Here is a 21985-nt window from a genome sequence, read left to right as displayed (position 1 = left end):
TCCTTTTATAGAAATATGAACTTGGCGATGAAGATCGCGCACAACACCCAGAGGCTGACCGAAATTTCGCGGTACTTGCCGGTGCCCGCCTTGAGCGCCACATAGGTGATGAAGCCCAGGGCGATTCCGTCCGCGACCGAGAAGGTCAGGGGCATCATGATGGCGGTGACAATCGCCGGAATGCTGTCGGTGGCTTCATCCCAATTGATATGGGCCATGCTTGCCATCATCAGCATCGCCACGTAGATCAGCGCGCCAGCGGTGGCATAGGCTGGAATCATGCCAGCCAAAGGGGCGAAAAACATGGCTGCGACAAACAACACGCCCACGGTCACAGCGGTGAGCCCAGTGCGGCCGCCAGCAGCTACGCCGGCAGCACTTTCCACATAGCTGGTCACCGGTGGCACACCGACCATCGCTCCAAACACACTGGACGCACTGTCGGCCTTCAGTGCACGGGACAGGTTATCGATCTTACCGTCGGCATTGACCAAACCGGCCCGCTGCGCGACGCCCATCAGTGTACCTGCGGTATCAAACATGTGTACAAAAAGAAATGCGAATACCACGCTAATCATACTTACATTGAATACACCTTTTACGTCCATGGCCATCCAGGTCGGCGCCAGGCTCGGTGGTGTGGAGAGAATACCGTTGTAATGCACCAAACCCAGGCCCCAGCCAGCCAGGGTTACGGCAATGATGCTGATGAGGATCGCACCAAATACCCGGTGGTAGCTGAGGATGGCAATCAGCAGGAAGCACACGGCCGCCAGCAGGGGGGCAGGCTCATGCAGTGAACCCAGTTTGATCAGCGTGGCCGGGCTGTCGACGATGATGCCGGCGGTCTTCAGCCCGATCACCCCGAGGAACAAGCCGACACCTGCGCCCATGGCATGCCGCAGGCTCACGGGAATGCTGTTGAGCAGCCATTCACGCACCCGCGAGAGCGTCAGGCCCATGAACAGCACGCCGGAAATAAACACCGCACCCAGCGCGGTTTCCCAGGTGTAGCCCATGGTGCCCACCACGGTGTAGGTGAAAAACGCGTTCAGACCCATGCCCGGCGCCAGGCCCACCGGCCAGTTGGCGTACAGGCCCATCAACAGGCAACCCAATGCAGCCGCAATGCAGGTGGCGACGAACGCTGCGCCGTGATCGATGCCGGCGTCGGCCATGATGTTCGGGTTGACGAAGATGATGTAGGCCATGGTGATGAAGGTAGTGAGGCCGGCAATCAGTTCGGTCTTCACTGTGGTGCCATGCAAGCGCAGTTTGAACAGGCGTTCCAGCCAGCCGTTCTGTGAGGGGGCAAGGTCGAGCGTCGGGGCTTCGGATTTGCGGCTATCCACAGCGAGTACTCCTCAAGAGTCTTATTGTTATTTCCAGCGCCGGTCACGGATGTGGGCCACAGCGCTTTGAGGTACTGGCGGGTTTTGTTGACCAGTAGGTCAGGAACTCGCACGAGGCGAATTATGCTTTTGTATACAAATAAAGCAAATAATGTTTTCGAATAGTGGGATGAGTGGCTAGTTCACGCCACTCAGTGCCTGATTAACCGCCAGCCACCCGACTACCGCTTCTTCGCCGGCTTCATTGAACGCACGTTGCAGCAACTTCACCTGTTCACGCCTTAACGACTGCTCGAAACGCAGGCCTTCCTCGGTCAATTCCAGCAGGCGTTTGCGCTTGTCGGTCTCGGACGCAACGCTGTTGCCTCACTGTGCAACTGGAAGCCGACGGCCCGAACTTGAGCGTGTTACGCGCCAACCTCGAACGCCATCGCCCGGCGTTCATCTACCTGATCCCGACCTTCCAAAACCCCTCGGCCGTGCGCTACAGCGAAGCCAAGCGCGAAGCCGTCGCTGCGTTGCTGGATGAATTCGGCGTGACACTGATCGAAGACGAGCCCTACCGCGAACTGACCTTCGACGGCGGCAGCGCCAAACCCATCGTCGGGCGCTTGAAAAAAGCCAGCTGGATCTACACCGGCACGGTGTCCAAAACCCTGCTGCCGGGCCTGCGCGTAGGCTACCTGATCGCCAGCCCGGACCTGTTCGCGCACTTGCTCAAGCTCAAGCAGTCTGCCGACCTGCACACCAACCGCATCGGCCAATGGCAGGCGATGCAGTGGATTGGCACACAGAAATACCAGCAGCACCTGGTTGAATTGCGCAGTTTTTACCGCGAGCGCCGCGATGCATTCCAGGCCGCGCTACGGCGTCACTTCACCGATCTGGCCGACTGGCAGGTGCCCCAGGGTGGATTATTCTTCTGGCTGACCTTGAAACAACCGCTCGACACCCGCACCTTGTTGGCTCACGCGCTCGACCAGAACGTCGCGTTCATGCCCGGTGAACCGTTCTTTTCCGAGCCGGACCAGCATCATGGTTCGCTGCGACTCAATTTCAGCCATATCGACCCGGCCCGCCTCGACGAAGGTCTCAAGCGCCTGGCCGCGGTAGTCCGGCAAGCACAGCACGCGCAAGCGGCATAAGGGGAGCCCCATGTACAAGGTTTATGGCGATTACAAGTCGGGCAACTGCTACAAGGTCAAATTGATGCTCAGCCTGCTGGGCATCCCGTATCAGTGGATCGATGTGGACATCCTCAAGGGTGACACCCAGACCGCCGAATTCCTGGCCAAGAACCCCAACGGCAAGATCCCCGTGCTGGAGCTGGAGGACGGCACCTGCCTATGGGAGTCCAATGCGATCCTCAACTTTCTGGCCGATGGCAGTGATTTCCTGCCGTCCGAGCCACGCCTGCGCACCCAAGTGCTGCAATGGCAATTCTTCGAACAGTACAGCCATGAGCCGTACATTGCGGTGGCGCGGTTTATCCAGTTTTACCTGGGGCTGCCCGAGGATCGCCTGGAGGAATACAAAAAGCTGCACAAGGGCGGTTACAAAGCGCTCAAGGTCATGGAGCGCCAATTGCAGCTGACGCCGTATCTGGTGGGCGATCAGTTCTCCATTGCCGATGTGGCGTTGTATGCCTATACCCATGTCGCTCAAGAGGGTGGGTTTGACTTGGGTGCCTATCCGGGTGTTCAAGCCTGGTTGGCGCGAGTGGCCAGCCATCCCAGACATGTGCCGATGCTCGACTGACTTACGCGGTCAAATGAGGGAGCGAGCAAGCCCGCTCCCTCATTCAGCCTGATGTTGTGCCAGGTAATTCTTCATTCAACAACTCGAAACACCGCTGCGCCGCCGGGCTCAGGCCCATCCCGCTGCGACTGATCAGCCCGATCTCCCGGCTCACACCGGGATGATCGATGTCGATGCGCTTCAACCCCTCCAGGCTGTCCGCCGCCGACTCCGGCAGCACACTGATCCCCAGCCCCTGACGCACAAGCGCCAAGACCGTCGACATGTAGTTGGCTTCCATGCCGGCGTTCAGGGTCAGGCGTGTCTCATCGAACAGTGCATCCACTTGCTCGCGTACGCTGCTGTCGCGGCCAGTGAGGATGATCGGCTGGTCAGCCAACTGCTCCAGGGTCAATTGGCGATAGCGGGTGAGGGGATGAGCCACCGGCACGAACGCACACAAGCGATCATTCAACACCGGCAGGAATTCCAGCCCATGGCTGAGCCGTGCGCGCACGCCGATGCCGAAATCCACCTCGCCGGAACGCACCTGCGCATGTATGCGGTGGGCCACCAGGTCATGCAGGCGCACCTCGATTCCGGCAAAGCGCTCGCGAAACAAGCGTAGAACTGGAGGCAAAGTGCCGGCGCACACCGAGGGCAGGGCGGCGATAGTGACCACGCCCCGGCGCAGGGCGGCGAGGTCGCGGGAGCCGGTGACAATGTTGTCCAGGTCCAGCAGCAGTTTTTCCATGGGGCCGCGCGCATCCTGGCCCGCGGCGGTAATGCTGACGTGGCGCGGGCTGCGGTCGAGCAGGGCGACGCCGAGCCAGTCTTCCAGTTGTTGCACCTGAACCGTCAGCGCCGAAGGCGACAGATGCAGTTCATTGGCTGCCTTGGTGAAACTGCCTGTGCGAGCCACTGCGAGAAACGCTTGAATGTGTTGGATGCTGTTCTTCATTTTGTTTTTCCGAACACTGGCGAGTGAATATTCCAATTTACAAAGACTAACCCGGTTCCAATACTCCAGGGAAAACAATAACCGGCCAAAAAGGCCGCTCTGGAGTAACCCATGCTCGCTACCCTGGGTGTCATCACCATCCTGTGCCTGCTCGCTGCCGTCATGAGCAAACGCCTCTCGCCGCTGGTGGCCCTGATCGCCCTGCCGATCATCGCCGCGCTGCTCGGCGGGTTCGGCCTGCAAACCAGCGCCTTCATCATCACCGGTATCAAGAACGTCGCCCCCGTGGTGGGGATGTTTGTGTTTGCGATCCTGTTTTTCGGGATCATGACCGATGCCGGCATGCTCGACCCCATCATTGATCGCATCCTGCGCACCGTAGGGACGCGTCCTACACGTATTGTCGTAGGCACCGCGACCCTGGCGCTGCTGGTGCATTTGGACGGCTCTGGCGCGGTGACCTTTCTAGTGACGGTGCCGGCGATGCTGCCGCTGTATACGCGGCTGGGCATCGATAAACGCATTCTGGCGTGTGTGTGTGCGATGGCTGCGGGGGTCAATTTCCTGCCTTGGACCGGCCCGGTGCTGCGTTCCTCAGCGGCGCTGCATGTACCGGTGGCGGACCTGTTCCAGCCGCTGATCCCGGTGCAGATCGTCGGCCTGATCTTCGTGTTTGCCTGTGCCTGGTGGCTGGGCCGTCGTGAAGAAAAACGCCTGGGCCTCGGCGTCGGTTCCACCGTGGATGCGGTGCCGCAGCGGGTGCTCAGTGATGACGACATCAAGCTGCGCCGCCCGCGCCTGTTCTGGGTCAACCTGATCCTGACCGTGCTGGTGATGGTGGTGATGATTGCCGGTTGGGTCGACCCGGTCGTGATGTTCATGCTCGGCACCGTGGTGGCGCTGTGCATCAACTACCCGAACGTCGACGCCCAGCGCGCCCGCATCGACGCCCATGCCAAGACCGCCCTGACCATGGCCAGCATCTTGCTCGCCGCCGGGGTGTTCACCGGCATCATGCAGGGCACCGGCATGCTCAAGGCGATTGCCGAAGTGGCGGTGGCGCAGATTCCCGCCGGCCACGGCAAGTTGATCCCGGCAGTGGTGGGCTTTATTTCCATGCCGTTGAGCATGCTGTTCGACCCCGATTCCTACTATTTCGGCGTGATGCCGGTGATCGCCGAAGTCGGCAAGGCCTTGGGTGTGGATCCGCTGCAAGTGGCCCAGGCCTCGTTGCTCGGCGTGCACACCACCGGCTTCCCGGTCAGCCCGCTGACTCCTGCGACTTTCCTGTTGGTGGGCCTGTGCAAGATCGAACTGGCCGATCACCAGCGCTTCACCATTCCGTTTCTATTTGCCGCGTCGGTGTTGATGACCCTGACCGCGTTGCTCCTGGGAGTTATTTGAGATGAAAACCTTGCGCATCGGTTCCGGCGCCGGCTATTCCGGCGACCGGATCGAACCTGCCGTGGAACTGGCCGAGCAGGGCGACCTGGATTACCTGGTGTTCGAATGCCTGGCCGAAAGAACGATCGCCTTGGCACAACAGGTGCGGATCAACGATCCAGAGGGCGGTTACGACCCGCTGTTGAGCGAACGCATGCGCCGGGTGTTGCCCTTTGTCGGCGTGAAGGCCGGGCGCCGTCGTTTGCGGGTGATCACCAATATGGGAGCGGCCAATCCGGTGTCGGCGGCCAGTGAAGTACGGCGGATCGCCAGTGAGTTGAGCCTTGATCTGAAGGTCGTCGCCGTCATCGGCGATGATGTGTTGAAGATGTTGCAGCCCGAGTGTTTGCTGGATAACGGCCAGACCGTCGAGTCCCTCGGCGAGCGGCTGATTTCCGCGAATGCTTACTTGGGCGTCGACGGCATTCTGGAAGCGTTGCACGCCGACGCCGATGTGGTGATCACCGGACGCGTAGCTGACCCTTCGCTGTTCCTGGCACCGCAGATGTTTGAATTCGGTTGGTCAGCGGACGACTGGCAGCGCCTGGGGCGTGGCACGCTAGTGGGGCATTTGCTTGAGTGCGCCGGGCAAGTCAGCGGCGGCTATTTCGCAGATCCTGGCTTCAAGGACGTGGAGGATCTGGCTCGTCTGGGTTTCCCCTTGGCCGAGATCTCTGTGGACGGTGAGGCGGTGATTACCAAGGTGGGTGGGTCCGGTGGGCGGGTCAGCCGCGCTACCTGCACGGAACAGCTTATCTATGAAGTGCATGACCCGGCGGCGTACCTCACGCCTGACGTGACAGCCGATTTTTCTCAAGTGAGCTTCATTGAGGAAAACATTGATCGTGTGCGTGCCCAAGGTGCGGGCGGCCGTGCACGCCCCGAAAAGTTGAAGGTCAGCGTCGGCTATCTGGACGGTTGGATTGGTGAAGGACAGATGTCCTACGGTGGCCCCGGCGCTGTCGCACGGGCGCAGTTGGCGCGGGATGTCGTCCTCAAGCGGCTTGAGTTGATGGGCGTGAAGATGCAGGAAGTGCGTGCCGAACTGATTGGCATGGACTCGCTCCATGGCCCGCGCAGCACGGTCGAGCCCTGGGAAGTGCGCCTGCGCGTAGCGGCTCGCTGTGAGGATCGCGGCGAGGCGGTGCGCGTGGGCAATGAAGTGGAAACCCTCTACACCAACGGCCCGTCGGGAGGCGGCGGCGCGAGCAAGAGCGTGCGTCAGGTGGTGGCGGTTGCGTCGTTGTTGCTGCCGCGCGATAAGGTCAACCCGAGGATCGAAGCATGAAGCTGCACACGCTGGCCCATTCCCGCACCGGGGACAAGGGCGATACGTCGAACATCTCGATCATTGCCTATAGTGCCGATGATTACCCACTGCTGCGCGAACAGTTGACGGCCGAGCGCGTGGCCGAGTTTTTCGCGGGTTTGCGTGAGCCGGGCGCAGCGCCTGTGCGGCGCTATGAATTGCCGAATGTACAGGCGCTGAACTTCGTGTTGCCGGGGATCCTGCGCGGCGGCGTCACCCGCTCACTGGCGCTGGATGCCCATGGCAAGTGCCTGGGCTCTGCGTTACTCGATCTCGATTTGGTAATGCGGGGCTAACTGTAGGGGATCTGCGTAAAGTTCTAGAGGGCGGCAAACCGCTTATCGAGGTAATCAATGATCACCTTGGAGTCATACATCCAGGTGGTCTGGTCATTCTCTTCGATACGCAGGCACGGCACCTTGATCTTGCCGCCCTGCTCCAGCAGGGTCTGACGGTCCTGTTCGTTGTTCTTTGCGTCTTTCAATGCGACGGGCACATTCAGACGGTGCAGGGTGCGGCGGGTCTTCACGCAGAAAGGGCAAGCGTGGAATTGATAAAGGGTCAATTCCCTGGCCGCTGCATTCACCTGCGCCTGCTGTTCGGCGGGACGCTGCTTTTTGCGAGGACGGGTAAGAAAGTCGCCCGCGATGATGATGTGGCCGAGGCCCACTCGAAGTGCTTTGACGAACATGGCTGAAACCTCTTGCCCGATACAGAAGGGGCCGCAGCTTACCTCAATTTTGCGGGCGAAAAAAAACCGGCGATGAACGCCGGTCTTTTCCTACCCAGCCGTTTACTTGATCAGACTGAGGAATTCGCTGCGGGTGGCCGCGTTTTCGCGGAATTCACCCAGCATCACCGAAGTGATCATCGACGAATTCTGTTTTTCCACACCGCGCATCATCATGCACATGTGCTTGGCCTCGATCACCACGGCCACGCCCAGGGCGCCAGTCACTTGCAACACGGCATCGGCGATCTGGCGGCTGAGGTTTTCCTGGATTTGCAGGCGGCGTGCGTACATGTCGACGATCCGTGCAACCTTGGACAGGCCCAGCACCTTGCCGCTCGGGATATAAGCCACGTGGGCCTTGCCGATGAACGGCAGCAGGTGGTGTTCGCACAGCGAGTACAACTCGATGTCCTTGACCAGCACCATTTCGCTGTTGTCGGAGCTGAACAAGGCACCGTTGGTGACTTCTTCCAGGGTCTGCTCATAGCCGCGGCAAAGGTACTGCATCGCCTTGGCGGCACGTTTTGGCGTGTCGAGCAGGCCCTCGCGGGAAACGTCCTCGCCGAGTTGGCCGAGGATCGCGGTGTAATTCTGTTCCAGGGACATGAAACTACCTGTGGGATTTTCGCAAAGCGCAAGGTTACGGTGGCGGGCACATCGCTGCAAGCCTGATGATGGCAGTTGTTACTCGTCGCGCCCCTCCATCATCGTACGCTTGAGCATCACATACACCGCCCCCGCGCCGCCGTGGCGGGCCTGGCATGAGGTAAAGCCGAGCACCTGGGCATGCTGGCGCAGCCAGGTGTTGACGTGGCTCTTGATCATCGGGCGCTTGCCGTCCAGCCGCACGGCCTTGCCGTGGGTGACGCGTACGCAGCGGATTTCGAACTTGGTGGCTTCGGCCAGGAAGGCCCATAGGGTTTCTCGAGCCTTTTCTACATTCATGCCATGCAGGTCGAGGCTGCCCTCGAACGGGATCTGGCCAGCCTTGAGCTTGCGCATCTGGCTTTCCTGCACGCCATCGCGGGCCCACATCAGCTCGTCTTCGGGGCCGACGTCGATCACGAACTGGTCCGACAGGCCATCCACGGTGGTGGCATCGGTGCGCACGGTCGCGGCCTGGCGCAGCTTGGCGATCTGCGCGCGGTCGGCCTTGGGTTTGCCGGTGTCGGCACGGTCGTGCTTGATCGGCTTGACGCCGCGCAGCTCGTTTTTGAACAGGGAAAAATCGTCGTCTTGCATGTTGGCCTCCGCGAAGGGCGGGCAGTTTACCTAAAACGCGGCGGCCAGGGCGCAGGAAACGCTATCCAAGCGCCATCAGTCGTGCTTTTTCATCAGGTGCGAAGCGATGTTAAGCGACAACGGTTGGCGCATTTTCCGACGGCTACGCCGCCATAACCATACGCCCAACCACAGCACCAGCAGCCCAATCACCAGCAGGATAGCCGAGCCGCCAGGGCTGGCATTCAGCTCGCCAAGGGCCGGCGAGTGACCAAACAAACCGGCGCCACCAGCGCCGGCCAACAGCACACCAACTATCGCCAGCAACGCGGCAATGCCGGCCACCAGGCGCAGACGCCAGTTGCTCGGGCCCTTGGGGCGCAAGCGACGAGCATCAAAACCATCGGATATCTTCATTCCGACCTTTCCTCCAGGGTATCGGCCCTTCGACCGGACAATACACAGGTTGTTCCGGGGCGAGGGGTAAATGCGCCAAATGAAAGGGCTTTGCGGATGAGCGGGGCCGTAAACGGGCCGCGCCGCTCATCAGAAGGTCGATCAGATCAGATCTTTGGTCAACGCCAGGGTGGCGAAGTTGTCGGCCATGATAGCCATTTCGGTTTGTTGCACATGCTCAGCGCTCAGGATGCCGCCTTTGTAAGGCAGGTCACGAGTGGCGCAGGCGTCCTCCACCAGGGTGCAGCGAAAGCCCAGGTTCTTGGCGGCGCGCACGGTGGTACTGACGCTGGAGTGGCTCATGAAACCGCAGACGATCAGGTCCAGGGACCCGAGGTCCTGCAAGTGTTTTTCCAGGCCGGTGCCATGGAACGCGCTGGGTAGCAGTTTGCCGATAATGGTTTCATCGCCCACAGGCTCAAGGCCCGGGATGAATTCGCCGCGCTCGCCTTGAGGGTCGAACAGGCCGCCAACGGTGCCCAGGTGGCGCACGTGTACGATCGGCCGACCGGCGTTGCGCGCAGCTGACACCAGCTGTTTGATATTGCCAACGGCTGCTTCCATGCCCGAGAGGGCGAGTGGACCGCTGAGGTATTCCTTCTGGGCGTCGATGATCACGAGAGTCGCATGGCTGAGGTTCGCTGCTGCGTAACCACGACCGCTGAGTTGAAACATCGTCTTTGGAACGGACATTCTGGGGCTCCTGTGAGGGGGGCTTTTGCGACATTGTCCACTGGCTGAGCGGTTCTGTGAATCGCTACCATCGTAAGGTACGCCGTTGTTGACGTGTAGCCATGTCAAGAGGTGGGCCTGTTTAACACAATGATGGCAATTTGGATGAAATCCGACGGATGGCGACGGGTTTTCGTACATCGTCGGTACAGGTGAAGGCTGTTAGAATCGCCAGTCGTTTTTTCCAGGAGCTTGCCCCCGTGACCACTTCCCGCCTGCGCACCTTGCGCGACCATATCCGTTGGGCTGTCAGCCGTTTCCATGGGGAAGACCTGTTTTTTGGCCATGGCACCGACAATGCCTGGGACGATGCCCGGCAACTGGTGCTGGGCGCCTTGCACCTGCCCTGGGAAATTGCCGACAGCTACCTCGATTGCAACCTGGAAGAAGAGGAAGTCGCCCATCTGCAACGCTTGTTGCACCGCCGCATCCATGAACGTGTGCCGACCCCTTACCTGATCGGCGAGGCCTGGTTTTGTGGCATGTCGTTTATCGTCGATGAGCGCGTATTGATCCCGCGTTCACCGATCGGCGAGCTGATCGAAAACCGCTTCGAACCCTGGCTGGCCCAGCCGCCGGCGCGTATCCTCGACCTGTGCACCGGTTCAGGTTGCATTGGTATTGCATGTGCTTACGAGTTCCAGGACGCGGAAGTGGTACTGGGCGACTTGTCTTTCGAAGCGTTGGAAGTCGCCAACCAGAACATCGAGCGCCATGGTGTCGATGAGCGTGTCTACACCGTGCAGGGTGACGGCTTCGACGGCCTCCCGGGCCAGCGCTTTGACTTGATCGTGTCCAACCCGCCGTATGTGGATGCCGAAGACTTCGCCGACATGCCCGACGAATACCAGCACGAACCGGAACTGGGCCTGGCCTGTGGCGACGATGGCTTGAACCTGGTGCGGCGGATGCTGGCCGAAGCGGCCGACCACCTGACCGAGAAGGGTTTGTTGATCGTTGAAGTGGGCAACAGCCAGGTGCATGTCGAGGCGCTGTACCCGGAAGTGGATTTTGCCTGGCTGGACTTCCAGCGTGGTGGGCATGGGGTGTTCATGTTGACCGCGGAGCAATGCCGCCAGCATCAGGCGGTGTTTGCCGCCCGAGTTTAATCATTACCCGCAGGGTGCCCAATAAACAGGGCGCCTAGCGGTGCGTGGCAATCCAGATCAACAAACCCGCCTGAAACACCGTAAACGCCACCAGACACGTGATGGTAAAGCGCAATCCACTGTCCTCACGCTTGAACTTAGTGACCTTTTCCTCTTCCTTGCGCAGCTTCACTTCCTGCTCCGCCAGGTTCTGCTCGGCTTGTTGCAGCATCTGCGCCGCTTCGAGAATCTCGACGAATTGCACCTTCTCGGTGTTCCAGCTGTCCAGCACATTGCCGACTTTGCCCGGCTGCACATTGCCCTTGAGGTGCTGCACATCGGCGTAGGCCACATCAAAGCCCTGGATGCGCAGGAAGTGATCGCGACGCAAGCGGGTGGCTTCGTTCAACGCATCTTTGTTGGCCAGGTCAACGCCGTCGACGCGGTAGTGTGACCACTTCTTTTTCGCCCATGCGGCGCCTTGCGCCACGAGAAAACGGCCCAAACCACGGTTGGCTGGTTCAATTTCCAGGCTGCTGCCTGGGCCGAAGTGCACACGATGTTTGTCGTGATCAACCCAGATATCCAAGTGATTCTGTTCACGGCGCACACGCTGGCTCGGCAACTGGATGACCATGCGCAGCAGGCTGTGGTGTTTGTCATTGCGCTCGGCATAGCCGAACTGCACGAACCGCAACGGCCGCACGCCTGTGGCGCGGTCGGTCGCCAGGGGGGCCAGGCGCAGCATCTTGAAATGCTCGGCCTGGACATCCGCCCACGGCAGGGGGGCCGCGTCGACGGCCTCGGTTTTTTCAGCCGAGGTATCGGCGGTGGATTCCGGTGTTGCTTCAGTGGTTGTCATGCGGCGCGATCCTGTCCAAGCCCAGCTAGCCGACAGTCTTTTTACTGTCGACTCTGGGCTTATCGGCCATTTCCCCCAGGACTGGAGGCAAATTGTCGCTTAACGGGGTTGAAGTCCGTCGATAAAGCGCAGCAGCCGGCTGCCCAGCTCGGCGGCGAGGGGCAGTTGCGGGTCGTTATAGGAGGCCAATTGCTGCTTCACGTCATTAGGCACGATGCGCATCACGTGGTTCATGCCTTCAATCAGCACAAGTTGTGCGTCGGGCTTGGCTTTTTTCAGCTGCCGGGCATCGCCGACGCCTACCTGGATGTCGTTGGTGCCCTGAATGATCAATGCCGGCATATTCAGTTCAGCGAAGGCGGCCGATGGATCGGCACGGAACAGGCTGATCAGATACGGCTGCACACTGGGTCGGAAGATGCCTTCCAGCGGGCCAGGCACATCCGCGTCCACCTGCCCGGCTTTGAGGTGATCGAGGATTTGATTGCTGCGCAGCAGCAGGGCAGGGGGCAGATGATCGGCCAGCTGTTGGCGAATGACTTGATCAACCGGGCGCGCGCTGCCGGACAGCGATACCACGCCCGCCGGGGCCAGTTGCGGGGCGGCGAGGGCAGCCACCAGCGCACCTTCGCTGTGGCCCAGCACAATCAGCGGGCCCATGCGTTTGTCTGCCTTGAGCAGTTTGCCCCAGGCCACGGCATCTGCGACGTAAGCGTCCAGGGTCAGGTTGCGTTCGTCGGGGGTGGCCGACAGGCTGGCCGCGACGCCGCGCTTGTCGTAGCGCACGCTGGCAATGTTATGCCGCGCCAGTACCCAGGCCAGGCGCTTGAGGCTGTCGTTGCGCGCGCCGTCGGCGCTGTTGCCGTTGCGGTCGGTGGGGCCCGAACCGGCAATGATCAGCACAACCGGCACGGGCTTGTCGGATTTGGGCAGTAAGAGTGAGCCAAACAGCTCGCCGCTACCGGTGTCCAGGCTGATAGGCCGTTGCAGCACCACGGGAGAGGCGGCGAAGCCAAGGCTGGAAAACAGGGTGAGGGTCAAAAGCAGAACTCGCAGCATCATCGCGCCATCATGAAAGAGGTGCCGGTTGGACCAAGGTCTACCGCTAAGGTTTCGAGGATGAACTACTCGATTAGCCTGCGTATACTGGCCGCCTTAAGTTATTACGGTTGACTTGATTCAACTGATTTCACGGAGCGCCCTGCATGTCCGGCAATACCTTCGGCAAGCTGTTCACTGTCACCACCGCGGGCGAAAGCCATGGCCCGGCGTTGGTCGCCATTGTCGACGGCTGCCCGCCCGGCCTCGAGCTGTCCCTGGAAGACCTGCAGCGTGACCTCGACCGCCGCAAGCCCGGCACCAGCCGCCACACCACCCAGCGCCAGGAACCCGACGAAGTCGAGATCCTTTCCGGCGTATTCGAAGGTCGCACCACTGGCTGCGCCATCGGCCTGCTGATCCGCAACACCGACCAGAAGTCCAAGGACTACTCGGCAATCAAGGACCTGTTCCGCCCGGCGCACGCCGACTACACCTACCACCACAAATACGGCGAACGCGATTACCGTGGCGGTGGCCGCAGCTCGGCGCGCGAAACCGCGATGCGCGTGGCTGCCGGCGCCATCGCCAAAAAATACCTGGCCACCCAGGGCATCGTGATCCGTGGCTACATGAGCCAACTGGGCCCGATTGAAATTCCGTTCAAGACCTGGGACAGCGTGGACCACAACGCCTTCTTCAGCCCCGACCCGGACAAAGTGCCGGAGCTGGAGGCCTACATGGACCAATTGCGCCGCGACCAGGATTCCGTTGGTGCCAAGATCACCGTGGTGGCCGAGGGCGTGAAGCCGGGCTTGGGCGAACCGATCTTCGACCGCCTCGACGCTGAACTGGCCCACGCGCTGATGAGCATCAACGCCGTGAAAGGCGTGGAAATCGGCGCCGGCTTCGCGTGCGTGTCCCAACGCGGCACCGAGCATCGTGATGAACTGACCCCGGAAGGTTTCCTCAGCAACAACGCGGGCGGCATCCTCGGCGGTATTTCCTCCGGCCAGCCGATTGTTGCGCACCTGGCGCTCAAGGCCACGTCGAGCATTACCACCCCGGGCCGTTCGATCGATGTGAACGGCAACCCGGTGGATGTGATCACCAAGGGGCGTCATGACCCATGCGTCGGCATCCGCGCCACGCCGATCGCCGAAGCAATGATGGCCATTGTGTTGATGGACCACCTGCTGCGCAATCGTGGGCAGAATGCCGATGTTCGCGTGAGTACGCCGGTGCTGGGCCAGCTGTGACCACCTGCTGGAGTGAGCGGGCTCGTTGTGGTGAGCGAGCTTGCTCGGGCCGGGCTGCGAAGCAGCCCCCTGCCAAGTCATGACTAACGACCTCCCATACTGGCGTCTCTCCAGCTTTTACCTCTTCTACTTCGCCCTGCTAGGGGCGACAGCGCCCTTCCTCGCGCTGTACTTCGACCACCTGGGCTTTTCCAGCGCGCGCATCGGCGAGTTGGTGGCCATCCCCATGCTGATGCGCTGCGTGGCGCCCAATCTGTGGGGCTGGCTGGGCGATTACACCGGCCGGCGCCTGGCTATCGTGCGGTTCGGCGCGGTGTGCACCCTGGCGAGTTTTTCGCTGATCTTCATCAGTCACACCTACGCCTGGCTCGCCTTGGTGATGGCCCTGCATGCGTTTTTCTGGCATGCGGTGCTGCCGCAGTTTGAAGTCATCACCCTCGCGCACCTGCAAAAACAGACCTCGCGTTACAGCCAGATCCGCCTGTGGGGCTCCATCGGGTTCATCCTCACCGTGGTGATCATGGGTCGCTTGTTCGATTGGCTGAGCCTGGATATCTACCCGGTGGTGGTCATGGTGATCATGGCTGGCATCATCGGCGCCAGCCTGGGGGTGCCGAACGCGCAACCCACCACCCAAGGTACTCGCCTGGCGGGCGATGGTTTCCTCAAGCAATTGTGCAGCCCCGGCGTGCTGGCGTTTTATGCCTGTGTGGCGTTGATGCAGATGAGCCACGGCCCGTACTACACCTTTCTCACCCTGCACTTGGAACACCTGGGCTACAGCCGTGGCGTGATTGGCCTGTTATGGGCGCTGGGCGTGGTGGCGGAAGTGCTGATGTTCCTGGCCATGAGCCGCATCCTCTCGCGCTTCTCGGTACGCCGGGTGCTGCTGGCGAGTTTCCTGTTGGCGGCACTGCGTTGGTTGCTGCTGGGCTCGTTTGCCGAGTTTTTCTGGGTGCTGTTGCTGGCGCAAGTAATGCACGCCGCTACCTTTGGCAGCTTTCATGCGGCGGCGATTGCCTTTGTGCAACGCAGTTTTGGTGACAAGCAACAAGGCCAGGGCCAGGCGCTGTATGCCGCTTTGGCCGGTACCGGCGGTGCATTGGGCGCGCTCTATTCGGGCTACAGTTGGAACCTGTTCGGGCCGACCCTGACCTTCAGTATCGCCAGCGTCGCCGCCCTGGCCGCCGCCGTTATCATCGGTTTTCGATTGCAAGAGCAGAACCAAGGAACCCTTCAATGAGTTATGTCGCTGTCTACTCCGCCACTACACCGGACACTCCGAACAAGGTCCTGACCCATCTCGATGACATCGTCGCTACCCTGGCCGAGCACGGCGTGCGTTTTGAGCGTTGGCAGCCCGGTCCAATTGAGCAGGGCGCCAGCGATGCAGCGCTGATCGCCGCGTACCAGGCGCAGATCGATAACCTCGGCTACAGCGCCGTAGAAGTGCTCAGGGTTACCGGTGACCCCGCGCAGAACGCCGAATTGCGTGCGCAATTTCTCGATGAGCGGCGCTACAGTGAAGACGATGTGCGCTTATTCATTGCTGGCCAAGGCTTGTTCGTTTTACACATTGGCGATTATGTATACGCCGTACGTTGTGAAAAAAATGACCTGCTGGTTATCCCGGCGGGGATGGCGCACTGGTTTGATATGGGTGAAAACCCGCACTTTGTGGCGTTGCGCTTATTCAATACGGCGAACAAGTGGGTGCCTGAGTTCACGGGTGACGATATTGCCCGGCGTTTCCCCGGATTGGACGATTAATTGCCAATTATCAGAAACTTCAACCCCCGCATGTTGGAAGTTGTTGTGGGACGGGGCTTAAGTTTCCGTAAGACCTTGCTGTTTATTCCAGGGCCTACGCCTGAAGGCCATTCGTTATGTAACTCTCTCGGCACAGACGTTTATATCACCTGTCAATAGGAGGAATCCGAAGGGTGGTGCGGCGTCAGCCAACACAATAGGAGAGAAGCAAATGAGTGGCCCAAGGGATTCGTTTCCAGTGCCGTATTCGGTGCCCAATGCTGTCAGGCGACGCATTAACCTGGCGGGCAAACCGCTGACCCCGACGGAGCTGGAAATCCTGCGTTGGGCCTCGGAAGGCAAGACCGTCTGGGAGATGAGCAGGATACGCGCCACCTCCGAAGCCACCGTGAAGTTCCACCTGCGTAATATCTACGGTAAGTTGGAAGTCAGTAATCGCGTGCAGGCCTTGAATGAAGCGGCGCGCCAGGGCCTTTGCTGAGGGCGTGAAAAAGGGCCGCGACACTCAACGGTGTTGCGGCCCTTTTGTGTATCGGGCGCTTAAGGGCTTAAGCCGAATGGTAAGTCGGCAGTGCAAAGCGATTCTGGCTCTGCAGCATCGAAATCTGAGGCAGGTCGCTGGCTTGTTCGGCCAGGTCACGGCGAATGGCGCTGATCACCCATGTCAGCTGATCAGCGGTGTGCAACTGCTGATAGGAAATCGAACGTTTAACCTGCTTGCCTTCGCTGTTACGCAGGGTCAACAGGATGCCGCCGTCAGGACGTGGCTGGGTGGTGACGTCGTAGTTGGAAAATACTGAAGCGAATTTATCTTGGATCAGGCTCATGTCTATCAGCTCCATTGGCTCAAGTTGGCAAGCATGGAGTGACAGTTGCAGTGATTGTGCCAGCTACTGGTTTGAGAAAATAACCTTTAAAATCAGTTAGTTAAAAAAAATTCAAATTTTCGGTTTCGTGCAATTTGCATGAATAGCCATCATGCATCCTGCATTTTGCGCTGCTCGACAGCGCTGCGTGGATGTCTCATTACTCATAAAGACTACCTTGGCGTTGCGAAATTCCTTTTTTCAGCGGTCGCTCATCGGGATACAAAACTTTTCAAATCCTGCGTGTACAGTCGAAGAGGGGCTGACGTACTTTCCTGCAAGGTTTGCGAAGAATAAGAAAAAGGACGTTCCCATGAGCCACTCACAAAGCGACATGATCACCTGGGGCATGATGCTGCGTAAGGTGCCTGCCATTGTTTGTGCTCTACCACGCGTGGTGCGCGGCATGCGTGCCGCCAATGTCACCGACCCCGCCCAGCCCTGTGGCCTTGGCTGGCAGTTTGAACAAGCCAAGGCCGGCGTCATGAAACATGGCCGCTGGACCAAGACCGCCGTCAGCTTCGGCAGCATTGCGCTGGACATGGGCCCGGACGATGTCCTTTATTGCACCTTGCCGCTTTACCACGCCACCGGCGTGTGTGTGCTGGGGGGCGGTAATTGTCGGGGCGTCGGGGTTTGCCATCCGGCATAAGTTCAGTGCCAGCCAGTTCTGGGATGACGCCCGAAAATTCAAGGCGACCATCCTCGGTTATGTCGGTGAATTGTGGTGGAAATCAAACATACCAATGGCCGCGCCGGCATGGTTGCCATCACCCCGAGCGAGTCTTTGGCTGCACTGGATATGCGTGAGTTGCTGCAATATGCCCACGGCCAGTTGCCGCATTACGCAGTGCCGCTGTTCCTGCGGATCAAGGTGAAGATGGAAACCACGGGAACGTTCAAATATCAGAATGTAGAGCTCAAGGAAGAAGCGTTCGACCCAGACAAGTCGGGCAATGACCCGGTCTATGCCTGGTTGCCGGGTTCGGACTGCTATGTGCCGGTCACTGGGCCGCTGTTGGCGCAGATCCAGGGCGGGCGCTTTCGTTATTAATACCAACGCTATTGAATCTGCCTATAGGGGCTTTTGACAAAAAAGCCATGACAGGGTGGAACTCCATCGCGACACTGGGCGCCCTATAGAGGACCAGACAAGGAGTTCCACAATGTCAGACCAAGCCAGACAAATGACCGATGACGAAGCCGCAGAGTTTGCCGAGCAGGTGTTCGACGTCGCCCGCAAAGGCGACGCCGCCATGCTCGCGGCGCTGTTGGCCAAGGGGTTGCCGGCCAATTTCCGTAACCATAACGGCGACACCCTGTTGATGCTCGCGGCCTACCACGGTCATGCCGAGGCGGTAAAAGTGCTGCTGGAGTTCAAGGCTGACCCGCTGATTGCGAACGACAAGAACCAGCTGCCGATGGCTGGCGCGGCATTCAAGGGCAACCTGGAGGTGGTGAAGGCGCTGATCGAAGGCGGTGCGCCGGTGGATGCTTCGTCCTCCGATGGCCGCACGGCATTGATGATGGCGGCGATGTTCAACCGCGTGGAAATGCTCGATTACCTGCTCGGCCAAGGCGCCAACCCTAAGGCAACAGACGCACAGGGCGCCACGGCGTTGGCGGCGGCACACACCATGGGCGCCGTGGATACGGCGGCGAAGTTGCAGAAACTGGTGTAGGCTACGCGCCCTCTAAAACCAGCCCGCCACAGGACCACGCCCATGAAAACCGCCCTCGTCGAACTCATCAGCAAAATCAGCGCCGGGGTCATGAGCGAGGACGAGGTGACGCGTATCGCCGATGAAGCGGCCCAGGCCTACGCAGACCCGGCGGCGTTTCTGGCAGCCAACCCGGATATCAACTACGACGACACCTTCCCGATTCCGCTGGGCGAGTGGGTTGTGGTCGGGAGCCTGCCGGACACTGTGTTGTTCCAGGCCGACACTTACGGCGACCTGTTCGCGCAGATCGTCGCTTCGTTCGGTCCGGGCGTGGCCTTCAACCTCAAGCCCAAGCAACTGACCAAGACTGAAGACCTCACCGCATTGAACCGCATCCAGATCCAGATGAGCGCCCTCAGCCCGGAAGACGGTGGCTATGTGCTGCTCAACTTCAGTCAACTGCTGGACGACGAGATCCAGGCCGTGCTGGTCTACGGCAACGACCTGCCACGTGTGCTGGAGCTGTGTGCGCAAGTTGGAATCAAGGGCGAGCCATCCCTGGAAGCGCTGAAGATCGCCGTTCACGTCTGAAATAAAACGGAACCCCAGCCACGGCTGACTATCCTACAAGTGCATGCACCCACTTAGGAGCGACACCATGGGTTCCACTTTTAATGGCTTGATCGGGCTGATCATCCTGGCGCTGGATATCTGGGCGATCATCAACGTGTTCAAAAGCGGCGCGAGCACAGGCGCCAAGGTGCTGTGGATCCTTTTGATCCTGCTGCTGCCGGTGCTGGGCCTGATCATCTGGGCGATTGCCGGGCCACGGGGCAACGTGCGGATTTGACTATCCAATCGATCTAGACTGGGCATAGTCCATGTGGGAGCGGGCAAGTCCGCTCCCACATTGGTTTCAGTACACCGTTGGATTTGTGTATCGAAATATTCGCTGCACAGAATTTTCACATCCCATCCAAGACAATTCGCCGGCTTTATTTCCCTGCCACGGCTCTATTTCAAGTGCCACTAAAGGCGGGACAGCGGTGCGCGTTCAGTAATTAATAGCCTTGCTGGCGTTGATCGGGCACCATTCGCGCCACTGCACTATTTCATCACTTAAACTTCCAATGGGTCCTGAAACGACATGGCAAACCCGGACGCCCTGAGTCAGCAGCGAGCTTCTAATCGCCTGCTGCAACCGACCGTCAAATCCCATCTGGCGTACACGCTGCTCTGCGCACTGGTCATGATGGTGATGTTCTCCCTGCTGCGCCTGGCGCTGCTGGTGTACAACCGAGAAATGATCCTCGACACGCCTGCCTCGACTTTCCTGGAAGCGTTCGGCAACGGCACGCGCTTCGACATCCGCTTTGTGATGTACGCATTGATCCCGCTGCTGTTGGCATTGTTCAGCGTCCGGGCCATGGCCGCGCGTGGGTTCTTCCGTCTGTGGTTGACCGTTGCGTCCAGCATTGCCCTGTTCCTGGGCCTGATGGAAATGGACTTCTACCGCGAGTTCCACCAGCGCCTCAACGGCCTGGTCTTCCAATACGTGAAGGAAGACCCGAAAACCGTAATGAGCATGCTCTGGTACGGTTTCCCGGTGGTGCGCTACCTGTTGGCCTGGGCCGTGGGGACGTTGATTCTGAGCATTGCGTTCAAAGGCGCCGACCGTGCAACACGTCCGCGCGGCCCCTTCAGCGGTGGCAGCATCGGCACCCGCCAGGTGGCGCCGTGGTACACCCGCATTGCGGTGTTCGTGGTTTGCCTGCTGATCGCCGTCGTCGCCATCCGTGGCACCCTGCGCCAGGGCCCGCCGCTGCGTTGGGGTGATGTGTACACCACCGACTCGAACTTCGCCAACCAGTTGGGCCTCAATGGCACGCTGTCGCTGATCGGCGCTGCCAAGGCACGTTTCTCCGAGCACCGGGATAACACCTGGAAAGCCACGCTGGAGCAGCCGCTGGCGACCCAGACCGTGCGAGACATGCTGGTGCTGCCGACGGAAAAACTGGTGGATACCGACACCGCCGCCGTGCGCCGCGAGTTCACACCGCCGGCCGAGAAAACCCTGCCGATCAAAAATGTCGTCGTGATCCTGATGGAAAGCTTCGCCGGTCACTCGGTAGGCGCACTGGGGCGTCCGGGCAATATCACGCCGTACTTCGACAAACTGTCCAAGGAAGGCCTGCTGTTCGATCGCTTCTTCTCCAACGGCACCCACACTCACCAAGGGATGTTCGCCACCATGGCGTGTTTCCCGAACCTGCCGGCGTTCGAATACCTGATGCAGACCCCTGAAGGCAGCCACAAGCTGTCGGGCCTGCCGCAGTTGCTCAGCGCGCGCAAGTTTGACGACGTGTATGTCTACAATGGCGACTTCGCTTGGGACAACCAGTCGGGCTTCTTCAGTAACCAAGGCATGACCAACTTCATTGGGCGCAATGACTTCGTCGACCCGGTGTTCTCCGACCCGACGTGGGGCGTGTCCGACCAGGACATGTTCAACCGTGGCCTGGAAGAGTTGAAAGCCCGTGAAGGCGGCAAGCCGTTCTATGCCTTGCTGCAAACCCTGTCCAACCACACACCGTATGCCTTGCCGACACCCTTGCCGGTGGAGAAGGTCACAGGCCGTGGCAGCCTCGACGAGCATCTGACGGCGATGCGCTACTCCGACTGGGCCCTGGGTCAGTTCTTTGAAAAGGCCCGCAAGGAGCCTTACTTCAAGGAAACCCTGTTCGTGATCGTCGGCGACCACGGTTTCGGCAACGAACAGCAGATCACCGAGATGGACCTGGGCCGCTTCAACGTGCCGATGCTGATGATTGCACCGGGCATGCAGGAGAAGTTCGGCGAGCGTGATCACACCGTGGGTACCCAGATCGACATTGTGCCGACCATCATGGGCCGCTTGGGTGGCGAAACCTTGCACCAGTGCTGGGGCCGCGACCTGCTGAACCTGCCGGAAGGCGACAAGGGTTTCGGCGTGATCAAGCCGTCGGGCAGCGATCAGACGGTGGCACTGGTCACCGGCGATCGCATCTTGGTACTGCCCAAGGAAATGCCGCCGAAGCTGTGGGAATATGAGTTGGGCGCCAACCCGAGCGGTAATGTGATTCCTGAATCACCGGACGAGGGTGCATTAAGGCAAAAACTCGAGTCGTTCCTGCAGACGGCGACCAAGAGTCTGTTGGATAACACCGCCGGTGTGGTTGACGGTAAGCCGGACTAATTAACCGGCAATAAAAAAGAGGCCTTGAAAGGCCTCTTTTTTTGCATGGCTTTTATATCCGGCCGAGCAACAACAGTACCAGCAGGACGACCAGCACCACACCCAGGATACCCGACGGGCCATAACCCCAGTTGCGCGAGTGAGGGAACACTGGCAGACCACCGACCAGCAGGAGGACCAAGATAATGATCAGAATGAGGCTCATGGTTTTTTTCCTTATTGGCCTTCTGTAAAGACCGGTTATTTAACGATAGGCCCG

The 21985-nt window shown here is 59.8% G+C and carries 24 protein-coding genes and 3 pseudogenes; 15 read left to right on the top strand and 12 right to left on the bottom strand.

What is annotated here, in order from left to right; genetic code table 11:
• Positions 1-5: 5 nt before the first annotated feature.
• A complete protein-coding gene (locus LVW35_RS20020; RefSeq protein WP_233891721.1) occupies positions 6-1352 on the bottom strand; it encodes an NCS2 family permease in 1347 nt (448 codons plus the stop codon).
• Positions 1353-1529: 177 nt separating this feature from the next.
• Positions 1530-1715 (bottom strand): annotated as a pseudogene (locus LVW35_RS20015) (MarR family transcriptional regulator); the annotation flags it as partial.
• Here LVW35_RS20015 and LVW35_RS20010 point away from each other — a divergent pair.
• Both LVW35_RS20010 and LVW35_RS20005 read left to right on the top strand, forming a co-directional pair.
• Positions 1715-2497 (top strand): annotated as a pseudogene (locus LVW35_RS20010) (aminotransferase-like domain-containing protein); the annotation flags it as partial. The pseudogenes LVW35_RS20015 and LVW35_RS20010 sit on opposite strands and share 1 nt — an antisense overlap.
• A gap of 10 nt (positions 2498-2507) precedes the next feature.
• Positions 2508-3110 (top strand): glutathione S-transferase family protein, encoded by a 603-nt coding sequence (locus tag LVW35_RS20005; protein ID WP_233891720.1) that lies wholly within the window; start codon positions 2508-2510, stop codon positions 3108-3110.
• A gap of 43 nt (positions 3111-3153) precedes the next feature.
• Here LVW35_RS20005 and LVW35_RS20000 read toward each other — a convergent pair whose 3' ends face one another.
• Positions 3154-4050 carry a LysR family transcriptional regulator gene (locus LVW35_RS20000; protein ID WP_233891719.1) on the bottom strand — a complete coding sequence of 299 codons (897 nt, stop codon included), beginning with the start codon at positions 4048-4050 and terminating at the stop codon, positions 3154-3156.
• A gap of 111 nt (positions 4051-4161) precedes the next feature.
• Between LVW35_RS20000 and LVW35_RS19995 the strand changes: the two genes are divergently transcribed.
• From LVW35_RS19995 to LVW35_RS19985, 3 genes are read left to right on the top strand one after another with little or no spacing between them, the layout of a single operon-like run.
• Entirely contained in the window at positions 4162-5454 is a 1293-nt protein-coding gene (locus LVW35_RS19995) for a CitMHS family transporter (RefSeq protein WP_233891718.1), read from the top strand.
• 1 nt (position 5455) lies between these two features.
• On the top strand, positions 5456-6781 hold the full coding sequence (locus tag LVW35_RS19990) for an acyclic terpene utilization AtuA family protein (protein WP_233891717.1): 1326 nt from the start codon (positions 5456-5458) through the stop codon (positions 6779-6781).
• Positions 6778-7098: an AtuA-related protein gene (locus LVW35_RS19985; protein ID WP_233891716.1), complete on the top strand. Its 321-nt coding sequence runs from the start codon at positions 6778-6780 to the stop codon at positions 7096-7098. The genes LVW35_RS19990 and LVW35_RS19985 overlap by 4 nt, the downstream gene beginning before the upstream one ends.
• Before the next feature lie 23 nt (positions 7099-7121).
• Here LVW35_RS19985 and LVW35_RS19980 read toward each other — a convergent pair whose 3' ends face one another.
• From LVW35_RS19980 to LVW35_RS19960, 5 genes are all read right to left on the bottom strand, one after another.
• A complete protein-coding gene (locus LVW35_RS19980) occupies positions 7122-7493 on the bottom strand; it encodes a glutathione S-transferase N-terminal domain-containing protein (RefSeq protein WP_233891715.1) in 372 nt (123 codons plus the stop codon).
• A 102-nt stretch (positions 7494-7595) separates the two neighbouring features.
• Positions 7596-8141, bottom strand: a complete 546-nt coding sequence (gene folE / locus LVW35_RS19975; RefSeq protein WP_003236739.1) for a GTP cyclohydrolase I FolE — start codon at positions 8139-8141, stop codon at positions 7596-7598.
• A gap of 78 nt (positions 8142-8219) precedes the next feature.
• Complete coding sequence (locus tag LVW35_RS19970; RefSeq protein ID WP_016976371.1) at positions 8220-8777, bottom strand: Smr/MutS family protein; 558 nt, start codon at positions 8775-8777, stop codon at positions 8220-8222.
• Between the two features lie 75 nt (positions 8778-8852).
• Positions 8853-9173 carry a hypothetical protein gene (locus LVW35_RS19965; protein ID WP_049712226.1) on the bottom strand — a complete coding sequence of 107 codons (321 nt, stop codon included), beginning with the start codon at positions 9171-9173 and terminating at the stop codon, positions 8853-8855.
• A 141-nt stretch (positions 9174-9314) separates the two neighbouring features.
• Positions 9315-9905 carry a cysteine hydrolase family protein gene (locus tag LVW35_RS19960; RefSeq protein WP_233891714.1) on the bottom strand — a complete coding sequence of 197 codons (591 nt, stop codon included), beginning with the start codon at positions 9903-9905 and terminating at the stop codon, positions 9315-9317.
• A 239-nt stretch (positions 9906-10144) separates the two neighbouring features.
• Between LVW35_RS19960 and prmB the strand changes: the two genes are divergently transcribed.
• Positions 10145-11053 (top strand): 50S ribosomal protein L3 N(5)-glutamine methyltransferase, encoded by a 909-nt coding sequence (gene prmB, locus LVW35_RS19955; RefSeq protein ID WP_016976374.1) that lies wholly within the window; start codon positions 10145-10147, stop codon positions 11051-11053.
• A gap of 34 nt (positions 11054-11087) precedes the next feature.
• On the opposite strand, the gene LVW35_RS19950 is transcribed toward prmB, so the two are convergent.
• Together LVW35_RS19950 and LVW35_RS19945 are read right to left on the bottom strand one after the other, a co-directional pair.
• Entirely contained in the window at positions 11088-11894 is an 807-nt protein-coding gene (locus tag LVW35_RS19950; RefSeq protein ID WP_233891713.1) for a hypothetical protein, read from the bottom strand.
• Positions 11895-11993: 99 nt separating this feature from the next.
• Positions 11994-12956, bottom strand: a complete 963-nt coding sequence (locus tag LVW35_RS19945) for an alpha/beta hydrolase (protein ID WP_233891712.1) — start codon at positions 12954-12956, stop codon at positions 11994-11996.
• A 143-nt stretch (positions 12957-13099) separates the two neighbouring features.
• On the opposite strand from LVW35_RS19945, the gene aroC reads away from it, so the two are divergent.
• From aroC to LVW35_RS19925, 4 genes are all read left to right on the top strand, one after another.
• Positions 13100-14191, top strand: a complete 1092-nt coding sequence (gene aroC / locus LVW35_RS19940; protein ID WP_233891711.1) for a chorismate synthase — start codon at positions 13100-13102, stop codon at positions 14189-14191.
• A 79-nt stretch (positions 14192-14270) separates the two neighbouring features.
• Entirely contained in the window at positions 14271-15434 is a 1164-nt protein-coding gene (locus LVW35_RS19935; RefSeq protein ID WP_233891710.1) for an MFS transporter, read from the top strand.
• Positions 15431-15961 carry a 1,2-dihydroxy-3-keto-5-methylthiopentene dioxygenase gene (locus LVW35_RS19930; protein ID WP_233891709.1) on the top strand — a complete coding sequence of 177 codons (531 nt, stop codon included), beginning with the start codon at positions 15431-15433 and terminating at the stop codon, positions 15959-15961. Before LVW35_RS19935 ends, LVW35_RS19930 begins: the two co-directional genes overlap by 4 nt.
• 211 nt (positions 15962-16172) lie before the next feature.
• Positions 16173-16442, top strand: coding sequence for a response regulator transcription factor (locus tag LVW35_RS19925; protein WP_233891708.1), 270 nt, complete (start codon positions 16173-16175; stop codon positions 16440-16442).
• 67 nt (positions 16443-16509) lie between these two features.
• On the opposite strand, the gene LVW35_RS19920 is transcribed toward LVW35_RS19925, so the two are convergent.
• Positions 16510-16788 carry a DUF3509 domain-containing protein gene (locus LVW35_RS19920; protein ID WP_010208870.1) on the bottom strand — a complete coding sequence of 93 codons (279 nt, stop codon included), beginning with the start codon at positions 16786-16788 and terminating at the stop codon, positions 16510-16512.
• Between the two features lie 352 nt (positions 16789-17140).
• Here LVW35_RS19920 and LVW35_RS19915 point away from each other — a divergent pair.
• From LVW35_RS19915 to LVW35_RS19895, 5 genes and pseudogenes are all read left to right on the top strand, one after another.
• Positions 17141-17881: pseudogene (locus tag LVW35_RS19915) on the top strand (AMP-binding protein).
• A 112-nt stretch (positions 17882-17993) separates the two neighbouring features.
• Positions 17994-18509 (top strand): ankyrin repeat domain-containing protein, encoded by a 516-nt coding sequence (locus LVW35_RS19910; RefSeq protein WP_233891707.1) that lies wholly within the window; start codon positions 17994-17996, stop codon positions 18507-18509.
• A gap of 42 nt (positions 18510-18551) precedes the next feature.
• Positions 18552-19082 (top strand): hypothetical protein, encoded by a 531-nt coding sequence (locus LVW35_RS19905; RefSeq protein WP_233891706.1) that lies wholly within the window; start codon positions 18552-18554, stop codon positions 19080-19082.
• A gap of 67 nt (positions 19083-19149) precedes the next feature.
• Positions 19150-19341: a PLDc N-terminal domain-containing protein gene (locus LVW35_RS19900; RefSeq protein ID WP_003172956.1), complete on the top strand. Its 192-nt coding sequence runs from the start codon at positions 19150-19152 to the stop codon at positions 19339-19341.
• A 297-nt stretch (positions 19342-19638) separates the two neighbouring features.
• Positions 19639-21726, top strand: coding sequence for an LTA synthase family protein (locus LVW35_RS19895; protein WP_233891705.1), 2088 nt, complete (start codon positions 19639-19641; stop codon positions 21724-21726).
• 52 nt (positions 21727-21778) lie between these two features.
• Here the strand turns inward: LVW35_RS19895 and LVW35_RS19890 are convergent, their stop codons facing one another.
• Positions 21779-21931 carry a DUF3309 family protein gene (locus LVW35_RS19890; RefSeq protein ID WP_233891704.1) on the bottom strand — a complete coding sequence of 51 codons (153 nt, stop codon included), beginning with the start codon at positions 21929-21931 and terminating at the stop codon, positions 21779-21781.
• Between the last annotated feature and the right edge of the window lie 54 nt (positions 21932-21985).

The organism is Pseudomonas sp. HN11 (assembly GCF_021390155.1).
Taxonomy (GTDB): Bacteria; Pseudomonadota; Gammaproteobacteria; order Pseudomonadales; family Pseudomonadaceae; genus Aquipseudomonas.
Note: the sequence above shows the minus strand (reverse complement) of the source record. Positions and strands in the feature narration are given on the sequence as shown.

Bases quoted from the DNA above. Each gene is read 5' to 3' on its own strand.
- LVW35_RS19950 (WP_233891713.1), bottom strand. From the start codon at position 11,894: ATGACAACCACTGAAGCAACACCGGAATCCACCGCCGATACCTCGGCT.
- LVW35_RS19970 (WP_016976371.1), bottom strand. From the start codon at position 8,777: ATGCAAGACGACGATTTTTCCCTGTTCAAAAACGAGCTGCGCGGCGTC.
- LVW35_RS19895 (WP_233891705.1), top strand. From the start codon at position 19,639: ATGGCAAACCCGGACGCCCTGAGTCAGCAGCGAGCTTCTAATCGCCTG.
- LVW35_RS19910 (WP_233891707.1), top strand. From the start codon at position 17,994: ATGTCAGACCAAGCCAGACAAATGACCGATGACGAAGCCGCAGAGTTT.
- LVW35_RS19890 (WP_233891704.1), bottom strand. From the start codon at position 21,931: ATGAGCCTCATTCTGATCATTATCTTGGTCCTCCTGCTGGTCGGTGGT.
- LVW35_RS19985 (WP_233891716.1), top strand. From the start codon at position 6,778: ATGAAGCTGCACACGCTGGCCCATTCCCGCACCGGGGACAAGGGCGAT.
- LVW35_RS19990 (WP_233891717.1), top strand. From the start codon at position 5,456: ATGAAAACCTTGCGCATCGGTTCCGGCGCCGGCTATTCCGGCGACCGG.
- folE (WP_003236739.1), bottom strand. From the start codon at position 8,141: ATGTCCCTGGAACAGAATTACACCGCGATCCTCGGCCAACTCGGCGAG.
- LVW35_RS19980 (WP_233891715.1), bottom strand. From the start codon at position 7,493: ATGTTCGTCAAAGCACTTCGAGTGGGCCTCGGCCACATCATCATCGCG.
- LVW35_RS19945 (WP_233891712.1), bottom strand. From the start codon at position 12,956: ATGATGCTGCGAGTTCTGCTTTTGACCCTCACCCTGTTTTCCAGCCTT.
- LVW35_RS19905 (WP_233891706.1), top strand. From the start codon at position 18,552: ATGAAAACCGCCCTCGTCGAACTCATCAGCAAAATCAGCGCCGGGGTC.
- LVW35_RS19920 (WP_010208870.1), bottom strand. From the start codon at position 16,788: ATGAGCCTGATCCAAGATAAATTCGCTTCAGTATTTTCCAACTACGAC.
- LVW35_RS19960 (WP_233891714.1), bottom strand. From the start codon at position 9,905: ATGTCCGTTCCAAAGACGATGTTTCAACTCAGCGGTCGTGGTTACGCA.
- LVW35_RS19995 (WP_233891718.1), top strand. From the start codon at position 4,162: ATGCTCGCTACCCTGGGTGTCATCACCATCCTGTGCCTGCTCGCTGCC.
- LVW35_RS20000 (WP_233891719.1), bottom strand. From the start codon at position 4,050: ATGAAGAACAGCATCCAACACATTCAAGCGTTTCTCGCAGTGGCTCGC.
- LVW35_RS20005 (WP_233891720.1), top strand. From the start codon at position 2,508: ATGTACAAGGTTTATGGCGATTACAAGTCGGGCAACTGCTACAAGGTC.
- LVW35_RS19900 (WP_003172956.1), top strand. From the start codon at position 19,150: ATGGGTTCCACTTTTAATGGCTTGATCGGGCTGATCATCCTGGCGCTG.
- aroC (WP_233891711.1), top strand. From the start codon at position 13,100: ATGTCCGGCAATACCTTCGGCAAGCTGTTCACTGTCACCACCGCGGGC.
- LVW35_RS19935 (WP_233891710.1), top strand. From the start codon at position 14,271: ATGACTAACGACCTCCCATACTGGCGTCTCTCCAGCTTTTACCTCTTC.
- LVW35_RS19965 (WP_049712226.1), bottom strand. From the start codon at position 9,173: ATGAAGATATCCGATGGTTTTGATGCTCGTCGCTTGCGCCCCAAGGGC.
- LVW35_RS19925 (WP_233891708.1), top strand. From the start codon at position 16,173: ATGAGTGGCCCAAGGGATTCGTTTCCAGTGCCGTATTCGGTGCCCAAT.
- LVW35_RS19930 (WP_233891709.1), top strand. From the start codon at position 15,431: ATGAGTTATGTCGCTGTCTACTCCGCCACTACACCGGACACTCCGAAC.